At 45.4% G+C, this 15,760-nt stretch carries 12 protein-coding genes; 1 reads left to right on the top strand and 11 read right to left on the bottom strand.

The window, feature by feature from the left end:
* Nucleotides 1-37: 37 nt before the first annotated feature.
* From LZ23_RS16485 to LZ23_RS16440, 10 genes are all read right to left on the bottom strand, one after another.
* Complete coding sequence (locus LZ23_RS16485) at nucleotides 38-2,140, bottom strand: NADH-quinone oxidoreductase subunit 5 family protein (protein ID WP_052507458.1); 2,103 nt, start codon at nucleotides 2,138-2,140, stop codon at nucleotides 38-40.
* A gap of 63 nt (nucleotides 2,141-2,203) precedes the next feature.
* A complete protein-coding gene (locus tag LZ23_RS16480) occupies nucleotides 2,204-3,712 on the bottom strand; it encodes a complex I subunit 5 family protein (protein WP_045215969.1) in 1,509 nt (502 codons plus the stop codon).
* A 63-nt stretch (nucleotides 3,713-3,775) separates the two neighbouring features.
* Nucleotides 3,776-4,084 carry an NADH-quinone oxidoreductase subunit NuoK gene (gene nuoK / locus LZ23_RS16475; RefSeq protein WP_045215967.1) on the bottom strand — a complete coding sequence of 103 codons (309 nt, stop codon included), beginning with the start codon at nucleotides 4,082-4,084 and terminating at the stop codon, nucleotides 3,776-3,778.
* Nucleotides 4,081-4,590 (bottom strand): NADH-quinone oxidoreductase subunit J family protein, encoded by a 510-nt coding sequence (locus tag LZ23_RS16470; RefSeq protein ID WP_045215966.1) that lies wholly within the window; start codon nucleotides 4,588-4,590, stop codon nucleotides 4,081-4,083. Before LZ23_RS16470 ends, nuoK begins: the two co-directional genes overlap by 4 nt.
* On the bottom strand, nucleotides 4,591-5,130 hold the full coding sequence (locus LZ23_RS16465) for a 4Fe-4S binding protein (RefSeq protein ID WP_045215964.1): 540 nt from the start codon (nucleotides 5,128-5,130) through the stop codon (nucleotides 4,591-4,593).
* Complete coding sequence (gene nuoH, locus LZ23_RS16460; protein ID WP_045215963.1) at nucleotides 5,127-6,101, bottom strand: NADH-quinone oxidoreductase subunit NuoH; 975 nt, start codon at nucleotides 6,099-6,101, stop codon at nucleotides 5,127-5,129. The genes LZ23_RS16465 and nuoH overlap by 4 nt, the downstream gene beginning before the upstream one ends.
* On the bottom strand, nucleotides 6,098-7,258 hold the full coding sequence (locus tag LZ23_RS16455; RefSeq protein WP_045215961.1) for an NADH-quinone oxidoreductase subunit D: 1,161 nt from the start codon (nucleotides 7,256-7,258) through the stop codon (nucleotides 6,098-6,100). Before LZ23_RS16455 ends, nuoH begins: the two co-directional genes overlap by 4 nt.
* Nucleotides 7,259-7,287: 29 nt before the next feature.
* A complete protein-coding gene (locus LZ23_RS16450; RefSeq protein WP_045215960.1) occupies nucleotides 7,288-7,797 on the bottom strand; it encodes an NADH-quinone oxidoreductase subunit C in 510 nt (169 codons plus the stop codon).
* Nucleotides 7,797-8,330, bottom strand: a complete 534-nt coding sequence (locus LZ23_RS16445; RefSeq protein WP_045215958.1) for an NADH-quinone oxidoreductase subunit B — start codon at nucleotides 8,328-8,330, stop codon at nucleotides 7,797-7,799. Before LZ23_RS16445 ends, LZ23_RS16450 begins: the two co-directional genes overlap by 1 nt.
* Nucleotides 8,306-8,686, bottom strand: coding sequence for an NADH-quinone oxidoreductase subunit A (locus LZ23_RS16440; RefSeq protein ID WP_045215957.1), 381 nt, complete (start codon nucleotides 8,684-8,686; stop codon nucleotides 8,306-8,308). Before LZ23_RS16440 ends, LZ23_RS16445 begins: the two co-directional genes overlap by 25 nt.
* A gap of 193 nt (nucleotides 8,687-8,879) precedes the next feature.
* Between LZ23_RS16440 and LZ23_RS16435 the strand changes: the two genes are divergently transcribed.
* A complete protein-coding gene (locus LZ23_RS16435; protein ID WP_045215956.1) occupies nucleotides 8,880-10,964 on the top strand; it encodes a molybdopterin-dependent oxidoreductase in 2,085 nt (694 codons plus the stop codon).
* Nucleotides 10,965-11,162: 198 nt separating this feature from the next.
* On the opposite strand, the gene LZ23_RS16430 is transcribed toward LZ23_RS16435, so the two are convergent.
* Complete coding sequence (locus LZ23_RS16430; RefSeq protein ID WP_045215954.1) at nucleotides 11,163-15,530, bottom strand: translocation/assembly module TamB domain-containing protein; 4,368 nt, start codon at nucleotides 15,528-15,530, stop codon at nucleotides 11,163-11,165.
* Nucleotides 15,531-15,760 lie beyond the last annotated feature (230 nt).

Genomic DNA, 15,760 nt, shown 5'->3' with positions numbered 1-15,760 from the left:
GCATATATACAATGATGGTTAAGGTTCATGATTGTTTTTAAATAATCATGAGCCAGATCACTCCGCCGATCACAAGGGCCATAATTACTGCCAGGGCCAGATATTCCTGTATCTTTCCAGCTTGAATCCTTGACAGGATTCCACCTGTTTCCTGTACTTTGTAGGCCGTACCATCAACAACCCCATCAATGGCTTTTTGATCAAACCAGTTGGATATTTTGGCCAGTCCGAAAACTGCCTGGGGTATACGTTTGTTAATGGCTGAGTCAGCTGCTACTTCTATCTTGTCAGCAACAGCTCTGGCTGAATTCATGACTCCACGAACGAAAAACCAGTTGTAAAAGTTGTTAATATACCACCTGTTCCAGAGAAAGATGTGGACTAATTGAACAGCTTTAGAGTTTTCATATATCTTATTTACGTCCCATTTTCTGGATACATAGAACATGTAGGCTGGAATAACACCGAGAAGTACTCCCCCAATGGAAAATGCGACAATCACAATTTTGGGATACAAAGGATCAAAGGATTGAACTGCAAGTCCCAAATCATTGACAAGTTGAATCGTAAAGAGGTCGTACAAGGCATATTCAGCTTTCATGCCTAACAGTCCGAAGGTAACAATACCCACAGCGAGAGCACCACAGGCAAATGTTTGAGGAAAGTATCCTTCATGGACATGATGATGAGGTTTGGAAAGTTCTTTTTTGACATGATCACTGGTCTGGCCATGAAAAATCATGCCAAAATAGCGGGTAGAGTAGAAAGCAGTAAACACAACTGTTACTACTACTATTGCGAACAGGGAATAATGCTGTGACTCAAGTGTTGCGAACAGAACAGCTTCCTTGCTCCAAAATCCAGGCAGAGGAGGTACACCAATAAGAGATAGTGTGCCTAATCCCATGAACAACCAGGTATAAGGCATATATTTTTTTAAGCTTCCCATATCATTTATATAAATAGAATGAGCAGCATGAATAACTGTTCCAGCACAAAGAAAGAGGCAAGCCTTGAACATGGCATGACTCATAAGATGAAATGTGCCTGCCATATAGCCTTTAACCAGAAGTTCCTGACTGAAACCTGACACTCCCATAGCCAGCATCATGAAGCCAATCTGACTTACGGTGGAGTAAGCCAGGACCTTCTTAAGCTCAAGAGCTACAAGCCCCTGACTGGCTGCAAGAAAAGCTGTAATAGCACCTATCCAGGCAACAATTAAGAAAAAGTACATTGCTTCTTCCACGCCTGCAGACCAGTATGCGTAATAAAAAATCGGAATAAACCGAGCAATAAGAAAAACTCCACTCTTAACCATAGTCGCTGCGTGGATAAGAGCTGATACTGGACCCGGCCCTGACATAGCTTCAGGGAGCCATTCATGCAGGGGGAACTGGGCTGACTTACCTACCGGGCCGGCAATAAGAAGAATGCTGACCAGAATGATCATCCATGGATTGGCTGCCATGAGAGGAACCCATTCCGGTGCTGTGTGGTAAAGTTCAAGAATGTTAAATGTTTTGGCATAAAAATATATTATCAAAATACCACCCAGCATCAGCATGTCCCCGACACTGGTCACTATAAAAGCCTTGACACCGCAGGCTGAGGGTTTGTCAAAAGAAAAAGGAGCAGGCCCGCCGATCCAGTATTTTTCATCATCGCGATAATAATAACCAATGAGCCCGTAACTGCAGAGTCCTACAAGCTTCCAGCCTATAAATATGATAATCAGATTGTTAGCAAGAACGAGCAGCAGCATACTTCCGATAAATGCATTCATCAGCATCCAGAAGCGCATGATATCTGGATCACCTTTCATATAACCTAAACAATAGATCATAATGAAAAAACTGATCACTGCCACTACATTGGCAACTATTATACTAAGTGGGTCCAGCAGTACTCCAAAAGTAATGTGAACGGGAGTGCTGAGCCATATATATTTAGACTCCAGAGGAAGAACTTCTGCAGAAAAAAGGAGCGGAAGCATCATCACTGCTGTTACTGCCGTAAGGAATGAAAAGAATACCGCACCATAGCTCATCACATCTGTATTGATGCGGGCTAGAAATGGAGTGATAATCACGCCTATCAGAGGCCAGATCAGGCATAACCACGCGAGTTGTATATCCATCTTTAATCCACCTTGAGTTAAATAATTTTTGTTTTCAGGTCCTGCTACGCTACTGCGGCCGGATTACATGTTGCCCAGTGCTCCGCTGATGACCGGCTCAAACAAGTCCATGACCAGCGAAGGATAAAGACCTAAAAATGCTGATACGAGTACGATGATTATTAAGGGTGCAGCCATAATCCATGGAGGATCTTTTATATGATCATCCTGAGCAAGTTTTTCAGGTATGGGCCCGAAGAAAATTACCCTGGTGAAGTGTACGGCATATGTTATGGACAGCAATATTGCCAGCAGCCCTATGATACCAAGTATTAGACCGAAATTGTCTCCTCTCTCAAATATACCGGCAAACATTACAACTTCTGCAGCAAAACTGCTGAATGGCGGTATTCCTGCCAGCATCATGCCGCCGGATAGAAAAAGCAAAGCAGTTATTGGCATCTTTGTGGCCAGGCCGCCAAGCTTTTTAATGTTTCTTATATGAGTAGTATAGACCACAAGGCCACAGGCAGAAAAGAAAACAGTCTTGCCCATGATATGACTCATAAAGAAAAACAGTCCACCCTCAATGCTGGCTGCAGTCAATGCACCTATGCCCAGCATGGAGTAAGCACTCTGGCTGATGGTCGAGCAGGCTGGAATCCTTTTCATGTCTGTCTGTGCCAGGGTAAGCAGTGATCCGTAAATCATGGTTATGACTGAAAAAATCATAATTGGCGGACCAAAAACCTGGAAGTCATCCCACAGGGGCAACACAAGCATACGGACTATAATGTAAGCGGCAATATTAGCGTAAACTGCCAGTAATCCTGCTATACATGTAGGATGTTCAGCATGTACCCAGGGCATCCATACGTGCAGAGGTACAATGGCTAATTTGGCAAAGAAGCCTATGAGCACAAGAAGAATTACCCAGAATGCGAGAGGATCGCCGGAAAGAAGGTGAATTTGATCCATTTGAAATGAACCAACCTGAGCATAAATTATAACTACTCCACCAAGGAAGAATAGCGCTGAAAAGACACCCCAGATAAAGCACATTACTGCAACTTTCACCCTGTCCTGATAACCAAAGTAAGCCATCAGAAAAAATAGGAAAAGGGTGAGCACTTCGAGAAAGAAGTACATAAGAACTAGATCACTGGCGAAACTGACTCCCATAAAACCTACTGGAAATGGAAGCAAAAGATAGAAAAAAGAAGTAAAGTAATTTACCTGCTCTTTTTCACTCAAGTGAGAGTACAGAATCTCTATCCTGTGATCAATGTATTTTATGGAATATGTGCATAAGGCCAGACACAGCAGATTACATATCAGTGCTATGGCTATGCTCAATCCGTCAGCTAACAGGTTAATGCTGATATCAGGATTTGTGAGAATCTGATAGGTCTCCTGGATGGGATCACCTCTGTAGATTTCCATCAGGGCTGTAATAAGCAGAAATGTGGTGTAGACCAGACCTGTAACAGCCACCCACCCTGCTTTTCTTCCCAGCTGGTATCTGAACAGCAGGATGACCAGGGCGACCAAAGCTGGAACAATGATTGTCTGAAGAAGAATAGAAGGCATCATTTCATTTAATCCTTATAGGGCTAAAGGAGGTTCAATATCTCCATTACCATTCCCAGGTTGTTACTATCCTCGCATAGTGGTTAGTTTTGCAGCCTCAACGCTCTTGAATCTTTTTGAGACGACCAGAAGTATCGCCAGAAGAAGAGTAGCTTCTGCAGCTGCTATTCCCATTACCAGTAATGTACCTATCTGACCAATTTCATTAGGAGTAGGCGTAAGCTGTGCTGAAGCCATAATGCTGAGGCCCGCTCCATTAAGCATTAGTTCTATGCCAAGGATCATTCCTACCAGGGTCCTTCTGTACATGACCCCAAACAAGCCTATACATAAAAGAAACAAGGCAATTAATTGATACATAGTCATGGGGCTCATCTTTGTTTCCTCCTTTCAAATCCAAGTATTACTGCTCCGGCCATGGCAATGGTAAGAAGCAGAGAAATAAGCTCGAAAGGCAGGATGTAAGGTTCGAGCAGGAATTGACCAAGGGCTTTGATCTCCGTTTCTTCCGGAGTGAAAATAGAAGGTGGGGCTGTTCTGATAACTGCCATGCCGAGAAAAACTGCCGGTGCCAAAGCACCCATAATGGCGTATATAAATGTTTTTGCACTTCTGGGCTTTGCCTCATCACCACCTGACCAGGCCTGGGTGAGCATGATGGCAAAAAATATCAGAACACTTACAGCTCCGACGTATATAAGTATCTGCATCAGTCCAATAAAGGGCGCAGCCATCAGGAAATAGAGACCGGCTACTCCAAACAGGGTCATGATCAGCCCGAGAAGCGCACGAACCAGGCTCTCAGCCAGAACGGTCATAAACCCGCCGACTAATATGAACCCAATATGGCCGAACAGGACAATGTAGGCTAAGTTTTCCATTTATTTCTCCTTTTTTTGGGCCTGGTAACGTAACCTGGCCAGAAGATCGTACTCAAATTCCTGTCTGCTGTAGCCAGCCAGGTAGACATCGCTGGAAAACTTCAGCGCACCTGACGGGCAGTTTTGCACACATAATCCACACAAACTGCAATAGTTGTAGTCAAGGTAAAAATATTCCGGCTCCCTGACCATCTCCTCAGGATGCGCAACCTTTTTCTTAAGCTCTATAGGCATATTCACCATATCAGGATGAGGCGGAAGTATTTCCTGCGCCTTGGCCCCCTGCTGCCTGGCTCTCAGATCAATACAACTTGAAGGGCAAAGCTGGTAGCAGGTTCCACAGGCTATGCATTTGGACTCATAAGGGTCTTCTTCCTTTGCTACCAGATCTATATGTCCTCTGTATCCTTCCAGCGACTCAACTGTCTGCCTTGGATAATGGACTGTGACCTGGGGCTGAAAGAAATTTTTACCAGTAATTTTCAGCCCTACGAGCATGCTCCAGACACCCGTAACGGCTTCTCGCAATTCTTTAATCATATCGCAACCACCAGAGCTGTAATTAGAAGGTTGATAACTGTCAGAGGTATGAGCCATTTCCAGCACAGGTTCAATAGCTGGTCAAAGCGTACCCTTGGGTATGTCCATCTGAACCACATCATTACCAGAAGAAGCAGATATACCTTGGTCAGGAACCACCACCAGCCTGAAACCAGAGGTCCGTTCCATCCGCCGAGAAACAGCACTGTTGCAACGCTGCAGGCTATGATCATATAGGCATATTCAGCCAGGAAGAACACTCCGAAGCCCATGCCTGAGTATTCAGTATGAAATCCTGCAGTAAGCTCACTTTCTGCTTCAGGCAGATCAAACGGTGCTCTGTTGGTTTCAGCCAGGGCACAAATAAAGAATATCACAAAAGCCAGAGGCTGAGTTGCAACGTGCCACTGCCAGGGCCATGAACCCTGACCCATTGATATCTCATACAGATTGAATGTTCCTGTCATGAATATAATTGGAAGAACTGAAAGCAGAAGCGGAATTTCGTAAGCGACAGACTGGGATATATCCCTTGCTGCGCCAAGCAGTGCGTATTTGTTTTGAGAAGCCCATCCCGCAAGGCACAGGGCCAGAACGTTGATTCCTGTAAAGGCCAGGATCAGAATAAGGCCCACATTCATATCCTTAAATATTGTAACATGCGGACCAAAAGGAACCGCCAGAAAACAGACCAGAACAGGAGCTATGGATATTATGGGCGCAAGCCAGTATAGAAATGCATCTGCTCCTTTGGGGGTGAACATCTGCTTGCCCACAAGCTTGAGACCATCAGCCAGAGGCTGTAGTAAGCCGTAAGGTCCGACTTCGTATGGGCCTGGCCTCCTCTGGATAAAGCCAGCCACTTTTCTTTCAAGGTAAACAAGCACAAGGCCGTTAAGACCGATAAAGGCCATAACTGCGGCCAGCCCTACCCCAATAGCAATCAATTGAGTTGGTATGGTTTCAATCATCTGTCAATCTCCGGGATAACTAAGTCTAAGCTGCCAAGTATGGAAACCGCGTCCGATAGCAGAGTCCCGGCAGATACATCCGCAAAAAGACTCAGGTTGGAAAAACTCGGAGCGCGAAGTTTCAGACGATATGGGGATTCACCACCGTGGCTAATTAGATGCATGCCCACCTTGCCTCTTCCGCTTTCTACTGCGAAATAGACATCTCCCTTGGGTGGGCAAGGCCTTCGTGGTGCTAAGGGATTGATGTGAGGACCGGATGGAAGAGAATCAAGAGCCTGCAGAATAATCTTTATGCTTTGCTCGATTTCATCCATGCGCACAAGATAACGGCTGAGAGCATCCTGATCATGGTAGGTCGGAACTTTGTAGTCAAATTTGTGGTAAACAGAGTATGGCTCGGCACGGCGCACATCATACTCTACCCCTGAACCTCTGAGCACAGGACCTGTTGCTCCGTATTTACGAAGTGTGTCTACATCTATTTCTCCAATGCCTTCAACGCGTTTAAGCAGAATGATATTACCTGTAACCAGATCCTTAAAAAGCTTCAGACGCTCTTCCATGCTGTGACAGAACTCGCGAACGTCAGCTACAAATTTATCATCTATATCAGCGCTGACTCCTCCAAAACGATAATAACAGTATGTCAGTCTGGCACCGGTTACTCTCTGCAGTATGTCCATGACCCTTTCGCGATCGGCAAAGGCGTACATTATGGGAGTAAAAGCACCAAGATCAAGAAGGTAAGCACCCCACCAGAGAAGGTGAGAGTTGATACGGTTCAGCTCGCATGTGATAACCCTGATGTATTCAGCCCGTTCAGGTACCTCAATGCCCATAAGCTTTTCTACTGCTCCAACGTATGCCCAATTCCATGCAAGGGCGTGAAGATAGTCGGCCCGGCCCGTATTGGGCAGAAACTGAGCATAAGTTCTGACCTCTGCCATTTTTTCGTGCATGCGGTGAATATAACCCAGCACCGGCTCTGCCCTGACTATGTACTCACCATCGATTTCAAGCAGAACCCTCAACACCCCGTGTGTAGATGGGTGCTGCGGGCCCATGTTTAAAATCAGTGTGTCATCGCGCTGGGTAGGCTGAAACTTGCGCGCGTAAAAATCGCCGCTTGTGTCTAATCTCAGATCCAGATTCATTGATGTATCCTATTGTGCAATGTTTAGCTTTAGTTAATGGCCTCTGCAAACTCTTTGCTATCGGGACTGACTGTGCTCCCCGTCAAGCCGGGATAAAGCTGATATATATCCTTGCGTTTGCCTTCTTCCTTGATCAGGGGAGGGGGTCCATCGTGTTCCGGGTCCAGGAGAAGAGGGATTAGATTGGGGTGTTTGACAAAATTGATGCCAAAAAAATCATAACACTCTCTTTCATGCCAGTCTGCTCCGGGATAAATAGAAGATACAGAAGGAACGTCCGGCTTATCACGATCAACAATAGCTCTTAGACAAACCCTGCCTTTTTTCTCAAAATGAGCAAAGTGATATACCACCATAAAGCCTTCTTTCATATCAAGACATGAAACATCCTCTATAAAGTATCCTGCTTCATCAACCTTTTGCGCAGCCTTGAGTATGTCCTGAACGTTCACCAGCATGTCAGCAGTGTAGCCGGTCTTGCTCTGATCAGCCAGCAGACTGCATGCTTCCTTAATGCTTTTAGAAACCTGACTGCTCATTATTCAACTCCTTTGGGCATCGGCCACCAGCGTTTGTTGGTGATTTTTTTCTGAAGCTGAAACAAGCCTTCGAGAAGACCTTCAGGCCTTGGAGGACAACCGGGAACATAAACATCAACAGGAACAAGCTTGTCAATGCCTTCAACTATGCCATACTGATCCTTGTAACGAAAAGGGCCACCCGAAATAGCACAATTTCCCATGGCAATAACCCATTTTGGTCCCGGCATCTGCTCGTAAAGCCTGACTACCATGGGTGCCATTTTCTTAGATACGGTACCCGCAACAATCATAAGGTCAGACTGACGCGGAGAGGGCCTGAAAACTTCAGCTCCAAACCTGGCAACATCAAACCTGGCCATACCAATGGCCATCATTTCAATGGCACAGCATGCAAGACCAAAGGTCATGGGCCACAAGGCCATGGATCTGCACAGATCCACGTATTTTTGCACCAGCGTCATATTAATTATGGGCTGGTCGATTTGGGTATCAGCCTCTTTCAGGCTTAAAACTTGATTCTCTTGGGCCATGTAAAGACTCCTTTTTTCCAGAAGTAAATCACCGAAGCGAAAAGAATTACAATAAATATGCAAAGCTTGACAAAGGGCACGATTCCCTGACTGTCAGCATAGTAGGTAGCTACCGGAAACAGGTACAGAACATCCACATCAAAAGCCAGAAACAGCAATGCGTAAAAATAGTAATTGATTCCGAACTTAACCCATGCCGAGCCATAGGGAGACATTCCACACTCATATGGCATCCTTAATTCTTCAGATTGAACCCTTGGAGCAACGAGCATGGACAACAGGAAAGGGGCTACAGCAAAAATTATCCCATGGATAAAGAAAAGTATTATCGCAAAATGCAGCCAGGTTACACTCATAACAGTTCACTTCCTTAAAAAGTTAAGTTAAAAAAGCAAAACAGCAGGTTAAATAAAACAAAGTGGACTATAAACCCTAATCGCTTGTTTATGTCAAGGAAAAAAATGCTTGTTTTTTTTTTCCCAATTTATTTTTTTACTTGTCATAAATTTTAAGCTCTGGTAACAGGCAAAAAAAATCGGGAGGACTTTTATGACTAAGAATAGTGTTTACAGTGTTTGTGGAATGTGTACAGTCAGGTGCCCCATCCAGGTCGATCTGGAAGGAGATGATCTCAAATTCATCCAGGGCAACCCCCATTCACCTCTGAAAGGTGCACTGTGTGCCAGAGGGGCTGCAGGCCCAGGCTTGCTTAAAGATTCCGACAGAATCAGGCAACCGCTGATCAGAGAGGGAGAACGCGGAGAAGGCAAGTGGCGTAAAGCCACATGGGATGAAGCTTTTGAATATGTAGCAGACAAGCTTCAAGGCATCATCAAGGAGCATGGTGCCAACTCTGTTTTATGGTCTGACCGCTCAGGTCCCTTTGCTGATCTGCATAAAGCATTTGTCAAGGGAATCGGGTCAGTCAACTATTGCAATCACGATGTAACCTGTGGCCGAAATGTGCATCATGCAGCCAAGTCTTTGACAGGATTTGGAAGAAAGGGAACAGTCTACGATTACAAAAATGCAAAGCATATTATTCTGCAAACCAGAAATATCTTTGAAGCCATTAATGTAAGTGAAGTCAATTCAGTTCTTGACGGCATGGCTGCTGGAGCAAAACTGACAGTCATTGATATCAGAGCTTCCATTACAGCAGGAAAGGCTGACAACTATTTCCAGATAAGACCTGGCACTGATTATGCTTTTAACCTGGCAGTCATTCACGAGCTCATTGAGAAAAAACTGTACGATACAAAATATGTACAGAAATATTTTGATGGTTTCGACAAGCTGAAAGTTTTTATCAGTGATTACTCACCTGAGTGGGCTGAAGAAAAAACAGGGGTCAAAGCCGCTGATCTGCGTGCCTTTGTGGCTGAACTGGCCAAGGCCAAGCCCCAGGTCATCTGGCACGCCGGCTGGATGGCAGCCAGATATGATGATTCATTTTATGTAGCCCGCTCTGCATACATCATCAACGGCCTCCTTGGCAGCTTCGGCACCAAAGGTGGTCTACCCATTCTGGCCAAACCCGGTGATTGCGGCCGTAAAGGTCTGAACTCTCTGGCAGGTCTCTTTCCCAAACCTGAAGGCAAAAGAGCTGATGGAGTAGGTTGGAAATATCCTCATCTTGATGCCGGCCCCGGACTGCTCAACCTTGCTTTCAAAGCCATTGAAACCGCTGATCCATACCCGGTTAAAGCATATATTGTTCATCGTCATGATCCCATGATGGCTTTGCCTGATCCTGATGCCATGAAAAAGATTTTTGAAAAACTTGATCTCATGGTAGCCATTACTTTTTCATGGTCCACCACCGCCTGGAACTCAGATGTTGTTCTTCCCATGTCTCCTTACTTAGAAAGAGAAAGTATCATGGCCTGTAAAAATGGGTTAAAGCCCCATTTCTTTGTCCGAAAACGCGCTATGGAGCCCTCCCTTGACACTAAGGCCGACTGGGAAATTCTATGTGGCATTGCCAAAAAAATGGGTATTGAAAAACTGGCTTTTGATTCAATTGAAGATATCTGGAAGTTTCAGCTTGAAGGTACCGGGGTAAACATAGAAGACCTGGATGCTACAGGAATAGTCAGCCTGACTGACAAACCTGTTTACTTTGATCGTGATAACCTGAAATTCAACACACCGTCAGGTAAGATTGAAATTATCTCCTCCAAATGGGAAGAAGTTGGTGAGCCATCCCTTAAACCTTATGAAGACAAACCTGCTCCTGAACAGGGCAAATTCAGAATAGCCTTTGGCAGGTGCGGAGTCCATACTCAGGGGCATACCATGAACAACCCCATCCTGCACGAACAGATGCCTGAAAATGTAATCTGGATCAACAAGGATAAAGCCGCAGAGATGGGCATTGGTAATGGAGATCTGGTCAAAGTATCTGGAAACAATGGATACTCAGCCCAGACCAGAGCCTTTGTAACTGAATTCATCCATCCTGAAGCTGCCTTTATGGTGCATGGTTTCAACAGCGGCGTTCCCGCAGAAACCAGAGGCCGTGACAAGGGAGTTGCCGATCACAGACTTATGGTAGGCGGCCTTGAAAAGTGGAGCAAGGCAGGTGGCGGGCTGTCTTTGCAGGAACATTTCATCACTATTGAAAAAGCCTGAACCCTTAATAGATCTTAAGTTCGATAAATAAAAAAGCCGGTCATCCATTATACATGGTGACCGGCTTTTTTTAAGGCTGAAGGCTGAAGGCTGAAGGCTGAAGGCTGAAGGCTGAAGGCTGAAGGCTGAAGGCTGAAGGCTGAAGAAGCAGAACTTTGGATTATTACTCTTGTCAAGTACAATAATTATCTATTTTAACTAATAATCATACTTCCAGAAAAGCATCACTCCTCCCTCACTGTCTGAATCAACATTACTTTCTAAGCTGAATCTCGGGCTGAGCTCAATTTGCACTGCAACTTCATCTCCCCCAGGCGAAGTTCCTTTTTTTACTTCCACATATACCCTTTCATGAACATACTTGCCCATGCCAAACTGGGTATGGCCTTCTTCATCCCGGGTAACATCTATATCATCTACGCCGATAAATGACCTGACCTGATCCATGACACCAGGTCCTGAACTGCCCATGGCCAGGGTTCTGGCTGAATCAGCCAGTGCTACTGCCTGAAAAGGCGTCAGGGTAGAAAGATCACGGCCAAATAGAATCCAAGCCAGAATTTCATCTTCAGGCATAGGCGGATCCGAAGAAAAAACTATCTCCGGATCAAGTGCAGGACCATATACATGCACGTGAATCATCTTATCTCTTTGACGCAGATACGCCTCAATATCAACACCGGGATCAGGCGGATAGGATCCGTCCAGATGAATAATGGAATCACGTTCAAGGTCAAATCTTCGATCCAGAAGCAGCAGTCTGCCCCGCTGCACCTGCAGTTCTCCACGAATCTCCGGAGCTTCAGCTTTTCCCGTAATGGTCAGTCCACCACCCCATTCAGAGTCAAGCCCGCGTCCTCTGACAAAAACTCTGGATGGAAATTCAAGAGCAATATCTAAAGTGACAGGAAACTCCGCGCCAGGCCGGGTGGTGATTGTTTCTTCCCGGGCCTGAGGATGATTGATTTCCGTGACCACATGAAGATCCACTACTCCAGGAGGAGAAGGACCTGGCAAATTTATCTCAATACCGTCAAACACAATTTTCCCAGATACATCAGCCTGTGACTTGCCACCTGTCAAGGCAAGGTCTCCGTCATCAATATTGACAACTGCAAGCCTTTGATTCAGGAGTCTGAAATCCTGCATATCCACGCTGAAAGACCAGGGCATTTCCCCTGACGGGTGAAAGTCAAGACTGCCTGATCCCATAATTTTACCTGATATTCCATCAGTTGCTGTCAGTGACTCAATCTGTAGAGAAGTACCATCCAGAAACGCATCCAGAGTAATATCTGCCAGCAGCAACCCGGCATCAAGATGCTCAAAAAATGAATCTTCAAGACGCAGATGACCTTTAATATCGGGCTCGGTTACTGATCCTGCAATCTTCAGATCAGACAGAAGAAAGCCGGACAAAGTCTGATCCGGAGGTAAAAATATCAGAGCCAGTTTCACCAGATCAAGCTTGGAGTCCACACTGCCGTTAAGGGGGAGTGGATCAGGCATATCAAGAGCAAAAGGCTCTAAGGAGAGATGCATGGGAATATCCACATGGACTGCAAGCATTTCCTTGTCTTCGTCCATAAGCCTGGCCTGCATGTCCAGATCACCTTCTTGCATGCGTATATTAGAGGTCATGGTCAAAGTGAAGGGAACCTCCATATTGGCTGCAGCTGGAGCCAGATTGCTCAGCAGTAATTCCAGGCTGGCCACAGGGCTTTCGGGTGGTCCGGTAAGCTGCAAGTCAAGGTTTATTTCGCCAAGCATGAAATGAACAGCGTCTAAAGGAAGCTCTGACAGCTGTAATCCCTTGAGGCTGATATTGGAATTTATACCCTGGGGCCTGAATTCAAGATCAAGATCAGCTACACCTGATCCAAACCTCAATTGGGTTGGTTCCAGGGTAATATTGTCGTCAGCAAAGGAAAGCTTTAAAGGAGACTCCAGCAACAGTGGCTCGTGGGCAAAACGGCCGTCAAGTTTAGAGAGTTCCAGGTTATGCATTGACTGCCCGGGACTGGAGTACTGTCCTTCCAGCTGAACATCAAATGGGTGAGCTGCATAGCCTGAAGCATCAGCTGCAAAGCTAACTTGTTCAAGGTGGCCTGACAGATTAAGGGCCAGGCTGTCCAGAGATGCCTGGGGCGAGGTAAAACCCTGCAGATCCAGTTCTGATTCCACAGTAAGAGCAGAAAAAATGTCTTCAATTGTGCCGGATGTCGTTACCGTATCCAGTGAAAATTCAGCAAAACGGATTTCTTCACCGCTTAGATAGAAATGAACGTTCTGATTGTCATTGGCCGGGATCAGCTGAATCCTTGACTGAACGTTTCCCTGGATGGCTGTATTGAAAAAAGCTCCAAGCTCTTCAAGACTGAAAAGGCTTACTGCCACATCGCCGTCAGCAAGGCCTGAAGCCATGTCGTATTCTGCATAACCGGACAGACTGAAACCAGGGCCATCAGCAGTAAGATTTCTCAGGCTCGCTTTCTGCCCTTCAAAAAAATAACCTGAATAAACATCCAATGTCTTTTCATGCTGGCTTATGGCAATATCAATCCATCCATGGGGTTCTGTGTCAACAATATCCGCCACAATCAGGGCCTGCACGTCCATGGGCTCAAGATCTTCATAAACCAGGTGGTTGACTGTTGCCAAAAGCTCAATTTCCGGCAGGTCAAGAGTTCCCTGCACTGAAATGTCTGATAAAAACTCACCACCCAGATTAAGATTTAAGGCCTTGCCAAGATTGTGCAGTGAAGGCACGGCTATTTTCGCAGCAAGGTCAATATTTTGATATTCAAAGTCTGCCATACCTGATAAATCAGCATTAAACTCCGCACCCCTGACAGTGGCCTGTCTGATCTCAAGCTTCATGTCCTGGTCAAAGATGGTTTCAATATCTAATGTGGGCTGGTTGCCTGTCAAAGTGTTCAAGGCGGAATCTGTAGATGTGAAATCTGAAAACAAGAAACTGAGCTTTGCCTGGTAAATTCCTTTTTCTATATTGCCTGATGCATCAAGATCAAGACCCAGGTCAGTTTCAAAAAAAGGTTCATCTCCCATGCCTGGAATAAAATTCTGTACCTTTTTTATGTCCATCCGTGCCTCAGCTTTAAAGTCAAGCTTGTCTGCATTAAAGCTTCCCCTGGCAGAAGAACTGAAGTTATCAGCATTAATGTTCAAATATCTGATGACAACTGTGTCAGCATCTGAATAGTGCAAGTCAAAATCAACATTCACCATTTCCGGCATTTGTGCATAATCATCAAGAGCCAGGCCGCTGAGAATGATGCCGCCTTCAGCACCTGCCATGACACCCTGCTCCGGGTTCAGATTAAAAACCCCATCCAGCACTGCCTGACTGAACATGGTTCCATGCCCTGCAAATTCATGGACCAGCAGGTCGGCATCAACTCGGATTTTACTCACCGGACCACTTAATACAGCATGCAGTTCTACAGGCTTGTCTATTGTCAGCCCGGAACCTTTGAGCAAGGGGTTGATATCAAAGACCATTAGATCTGCTGCAGCTTCTACACTCAGATCATCCGGTTTAAAACTGCCCGCAGCATTGAGCTCAAGGGTACTGGATTGAATATTGAAGTTGTCGAAAATCAAGGCGTCATAATCATTGATGCCTGCACTGAACAGGACAGAGAATGGGTCCTCAGTGAACCCCATACCCTCTTCCGGTATCAAGGCAGGATTTACATATATTTCTCCATCTCCATGCAGAACATAAAAATCGCGTTCTTCAATCCATAAGTCCAGTCCGGCATGAAACATATCCTGGCCATCAATTTCAACCCGGCATGTCCAGGCATTTAACACGCCTGCCCCCTGAATGGACAGGGATGTATTTTCAGGCCAGTTTTCAAGGCCAACCAATGCTGGCAGAATTCCCGGGTCAAAAGCAGTAAGATCAATGTCAAGATTATAAGGATCGCGTCTGAGTTCTGCGTTCAAGTCAATTAATGATGATGGTTCATCAAGCCTGTTAACCTTAAGGTTGGCTACTGAAAAGCCTTTTCTGTCAGCATACAGGCTGCCGAGAGCATCAAAATGCAGTTCATGTTCCATGACTGCTTCAGAAATATATACATCGTTCAGAAAAATTTTTTCAACAGTTAATGGAGGCAAGGGCCATTGCCATTTAATCTGCAAGGGTTCCCGGTCCTCAGGGTCAACTTCTGAGCCTTCATACTCCGGCAGACGGTTAAATATTACCCTGTCTGCTCCGACATTGAAAATATGAAACTCGCGGGATAAAAGCCTGGCAAAGGACCAGTTAAGCTCAACATCCTCCACGACCAGCCAGTCTCCCTGCTCATCTTTGATGTCAACCCTGTCCAGGGTCATGTTGAAGGGCACTCTGCCAGACAGCCCTTCAAGCACAACCTGGCCATCATCCCAGTGCAGAATATCATTGAGCTTGGATACAATTAATTTCTGACCGGAACTTGTTTGAATAAAAATAAGCAGAGCACCTGTGATTAGACAAATCAACAGAAATATTGATGTCAGCCCAATAAAAAATCTTTTTAAATATTTTCTCATCATCCAAATTACTCTCAAGGCAATATTTTAGTAACTTACCGCCACAATCCTGTAGTAAAAAACATCAAAATTTTAAACACTCACAAGACCAATAAGGTCCAAAATCTGAATTCTTCAGCCTTCAGCCTTCAGCCTGAAAAGTCCAGATATAGCCGCAACTGAACAATTCTTGTTTAATTTGGGTTGTGGGCACAGCCCGCATTAGCCTTTTTTAAGGAAAGCAGGGAGCAGCT

The sequence above is a fragment of the Desulfonatronovibrio magnus genome (assembly GCF_000934755.1).
GTDB classification, from domain to species: Bacteria; Desulfobacterota; Desulfovibrionia; order Desulfovibrionales; family Desulfonatronovibrionaceae; genus Desulfonatronovibrio; species Desulfonatronovibrio magnus.
This window is presented reverse-complemented; position numbering and strand designations above follow the sequence as displayed.

Excerpts from the sequence above, each read along its gene's own strand:
- LZ23_RS16485 (WP_052507458.1), bottom strand. The coding sequence starts at position 2,140 with ATGGATATACAACTCGCGTGGTTATGCCTGATCTGGCCTCTGATAGGC.
- LZ23_RS16480 (WP_045215969.1), bottom strand. The coding sequence starts at position 3,712 with ATGATGCCTTCTATTCTTCTTCAGACAATCATTGTTCCAGCTTTGGTC.
- nuoK (WP_045215967.1), bottom strand. The coding sequence starts at position 4,084 with ATGAGCCCCATGACTATGTATCAATTAATTGCCTTGTTTCTTTTATGT.
- LZ23_RS16470 (WP_045215966.1), bottom strand. The coding sequence starts at position 4,590 with ATGGAAAACTTAGCCTACATTGTCCTGTTCGGCCATATTGGGTTCATA.
- LZ23_RS16465 (WP_045215964.1), bottom strand. The coding sequence starts at position 5,130 with ATGATTAAAGAATTGCGAGAAGCCGTTACGGGTGTCTGGAGCATGCTC.
- nuoH (WP_045215963.1), bottom strand. The coding sequence starts at position 6,101 with ATGATTGAAACCATACCAACTCAATTGATTGCTATTGGGGTAGGGCTG.
- LZ23_RS16455 (WP_045215961.1), bottom strand. The coding sequence starts at position 7,258 with ATGAATCTGGATCTGAGATTAGACACAAGCGGCGATTTTTACGCGCGC.
- LZ23_RS16450 (WP_045215960.1), bottom strand. The coding sequence starts at position 7,797 with ATGAGCAGTCAGGTTTCTAAAAGCATTAAGGAAGCATGCAGTCTGCTG.
- LZ23_RS16445 (WP_045215958.1), bottom strand. The coding sequence starts at position 8,330 with ATGGCCCAAGAGAATCAAGTTTTAAGCCTGAAAGAGGCTGATACCCAA.
- LZ23_RS16440 (WP_045215957.1), bottom strand. The coding sequence starts at position 8,686 with ATGAGTGTAACCTGGCTGCATTTTGCGATAATACTTTTCTTTATCCAT.
- LZ23_RS16435 (WP_045215956.1), top strand. The coding sequence starts at position 8,880 with ATGACTAAGAATAGTGTTTACAGTGTTTGTGGAATGTGTACAGTCAGG.
- LZ23_RS16430 (WP_045215954.1), bottom strand. The coding sequence starts at position 15,530 with ATGATGAGAAAATATTTAAAAAGATTTTTTATTGGGCTGACATCAATA.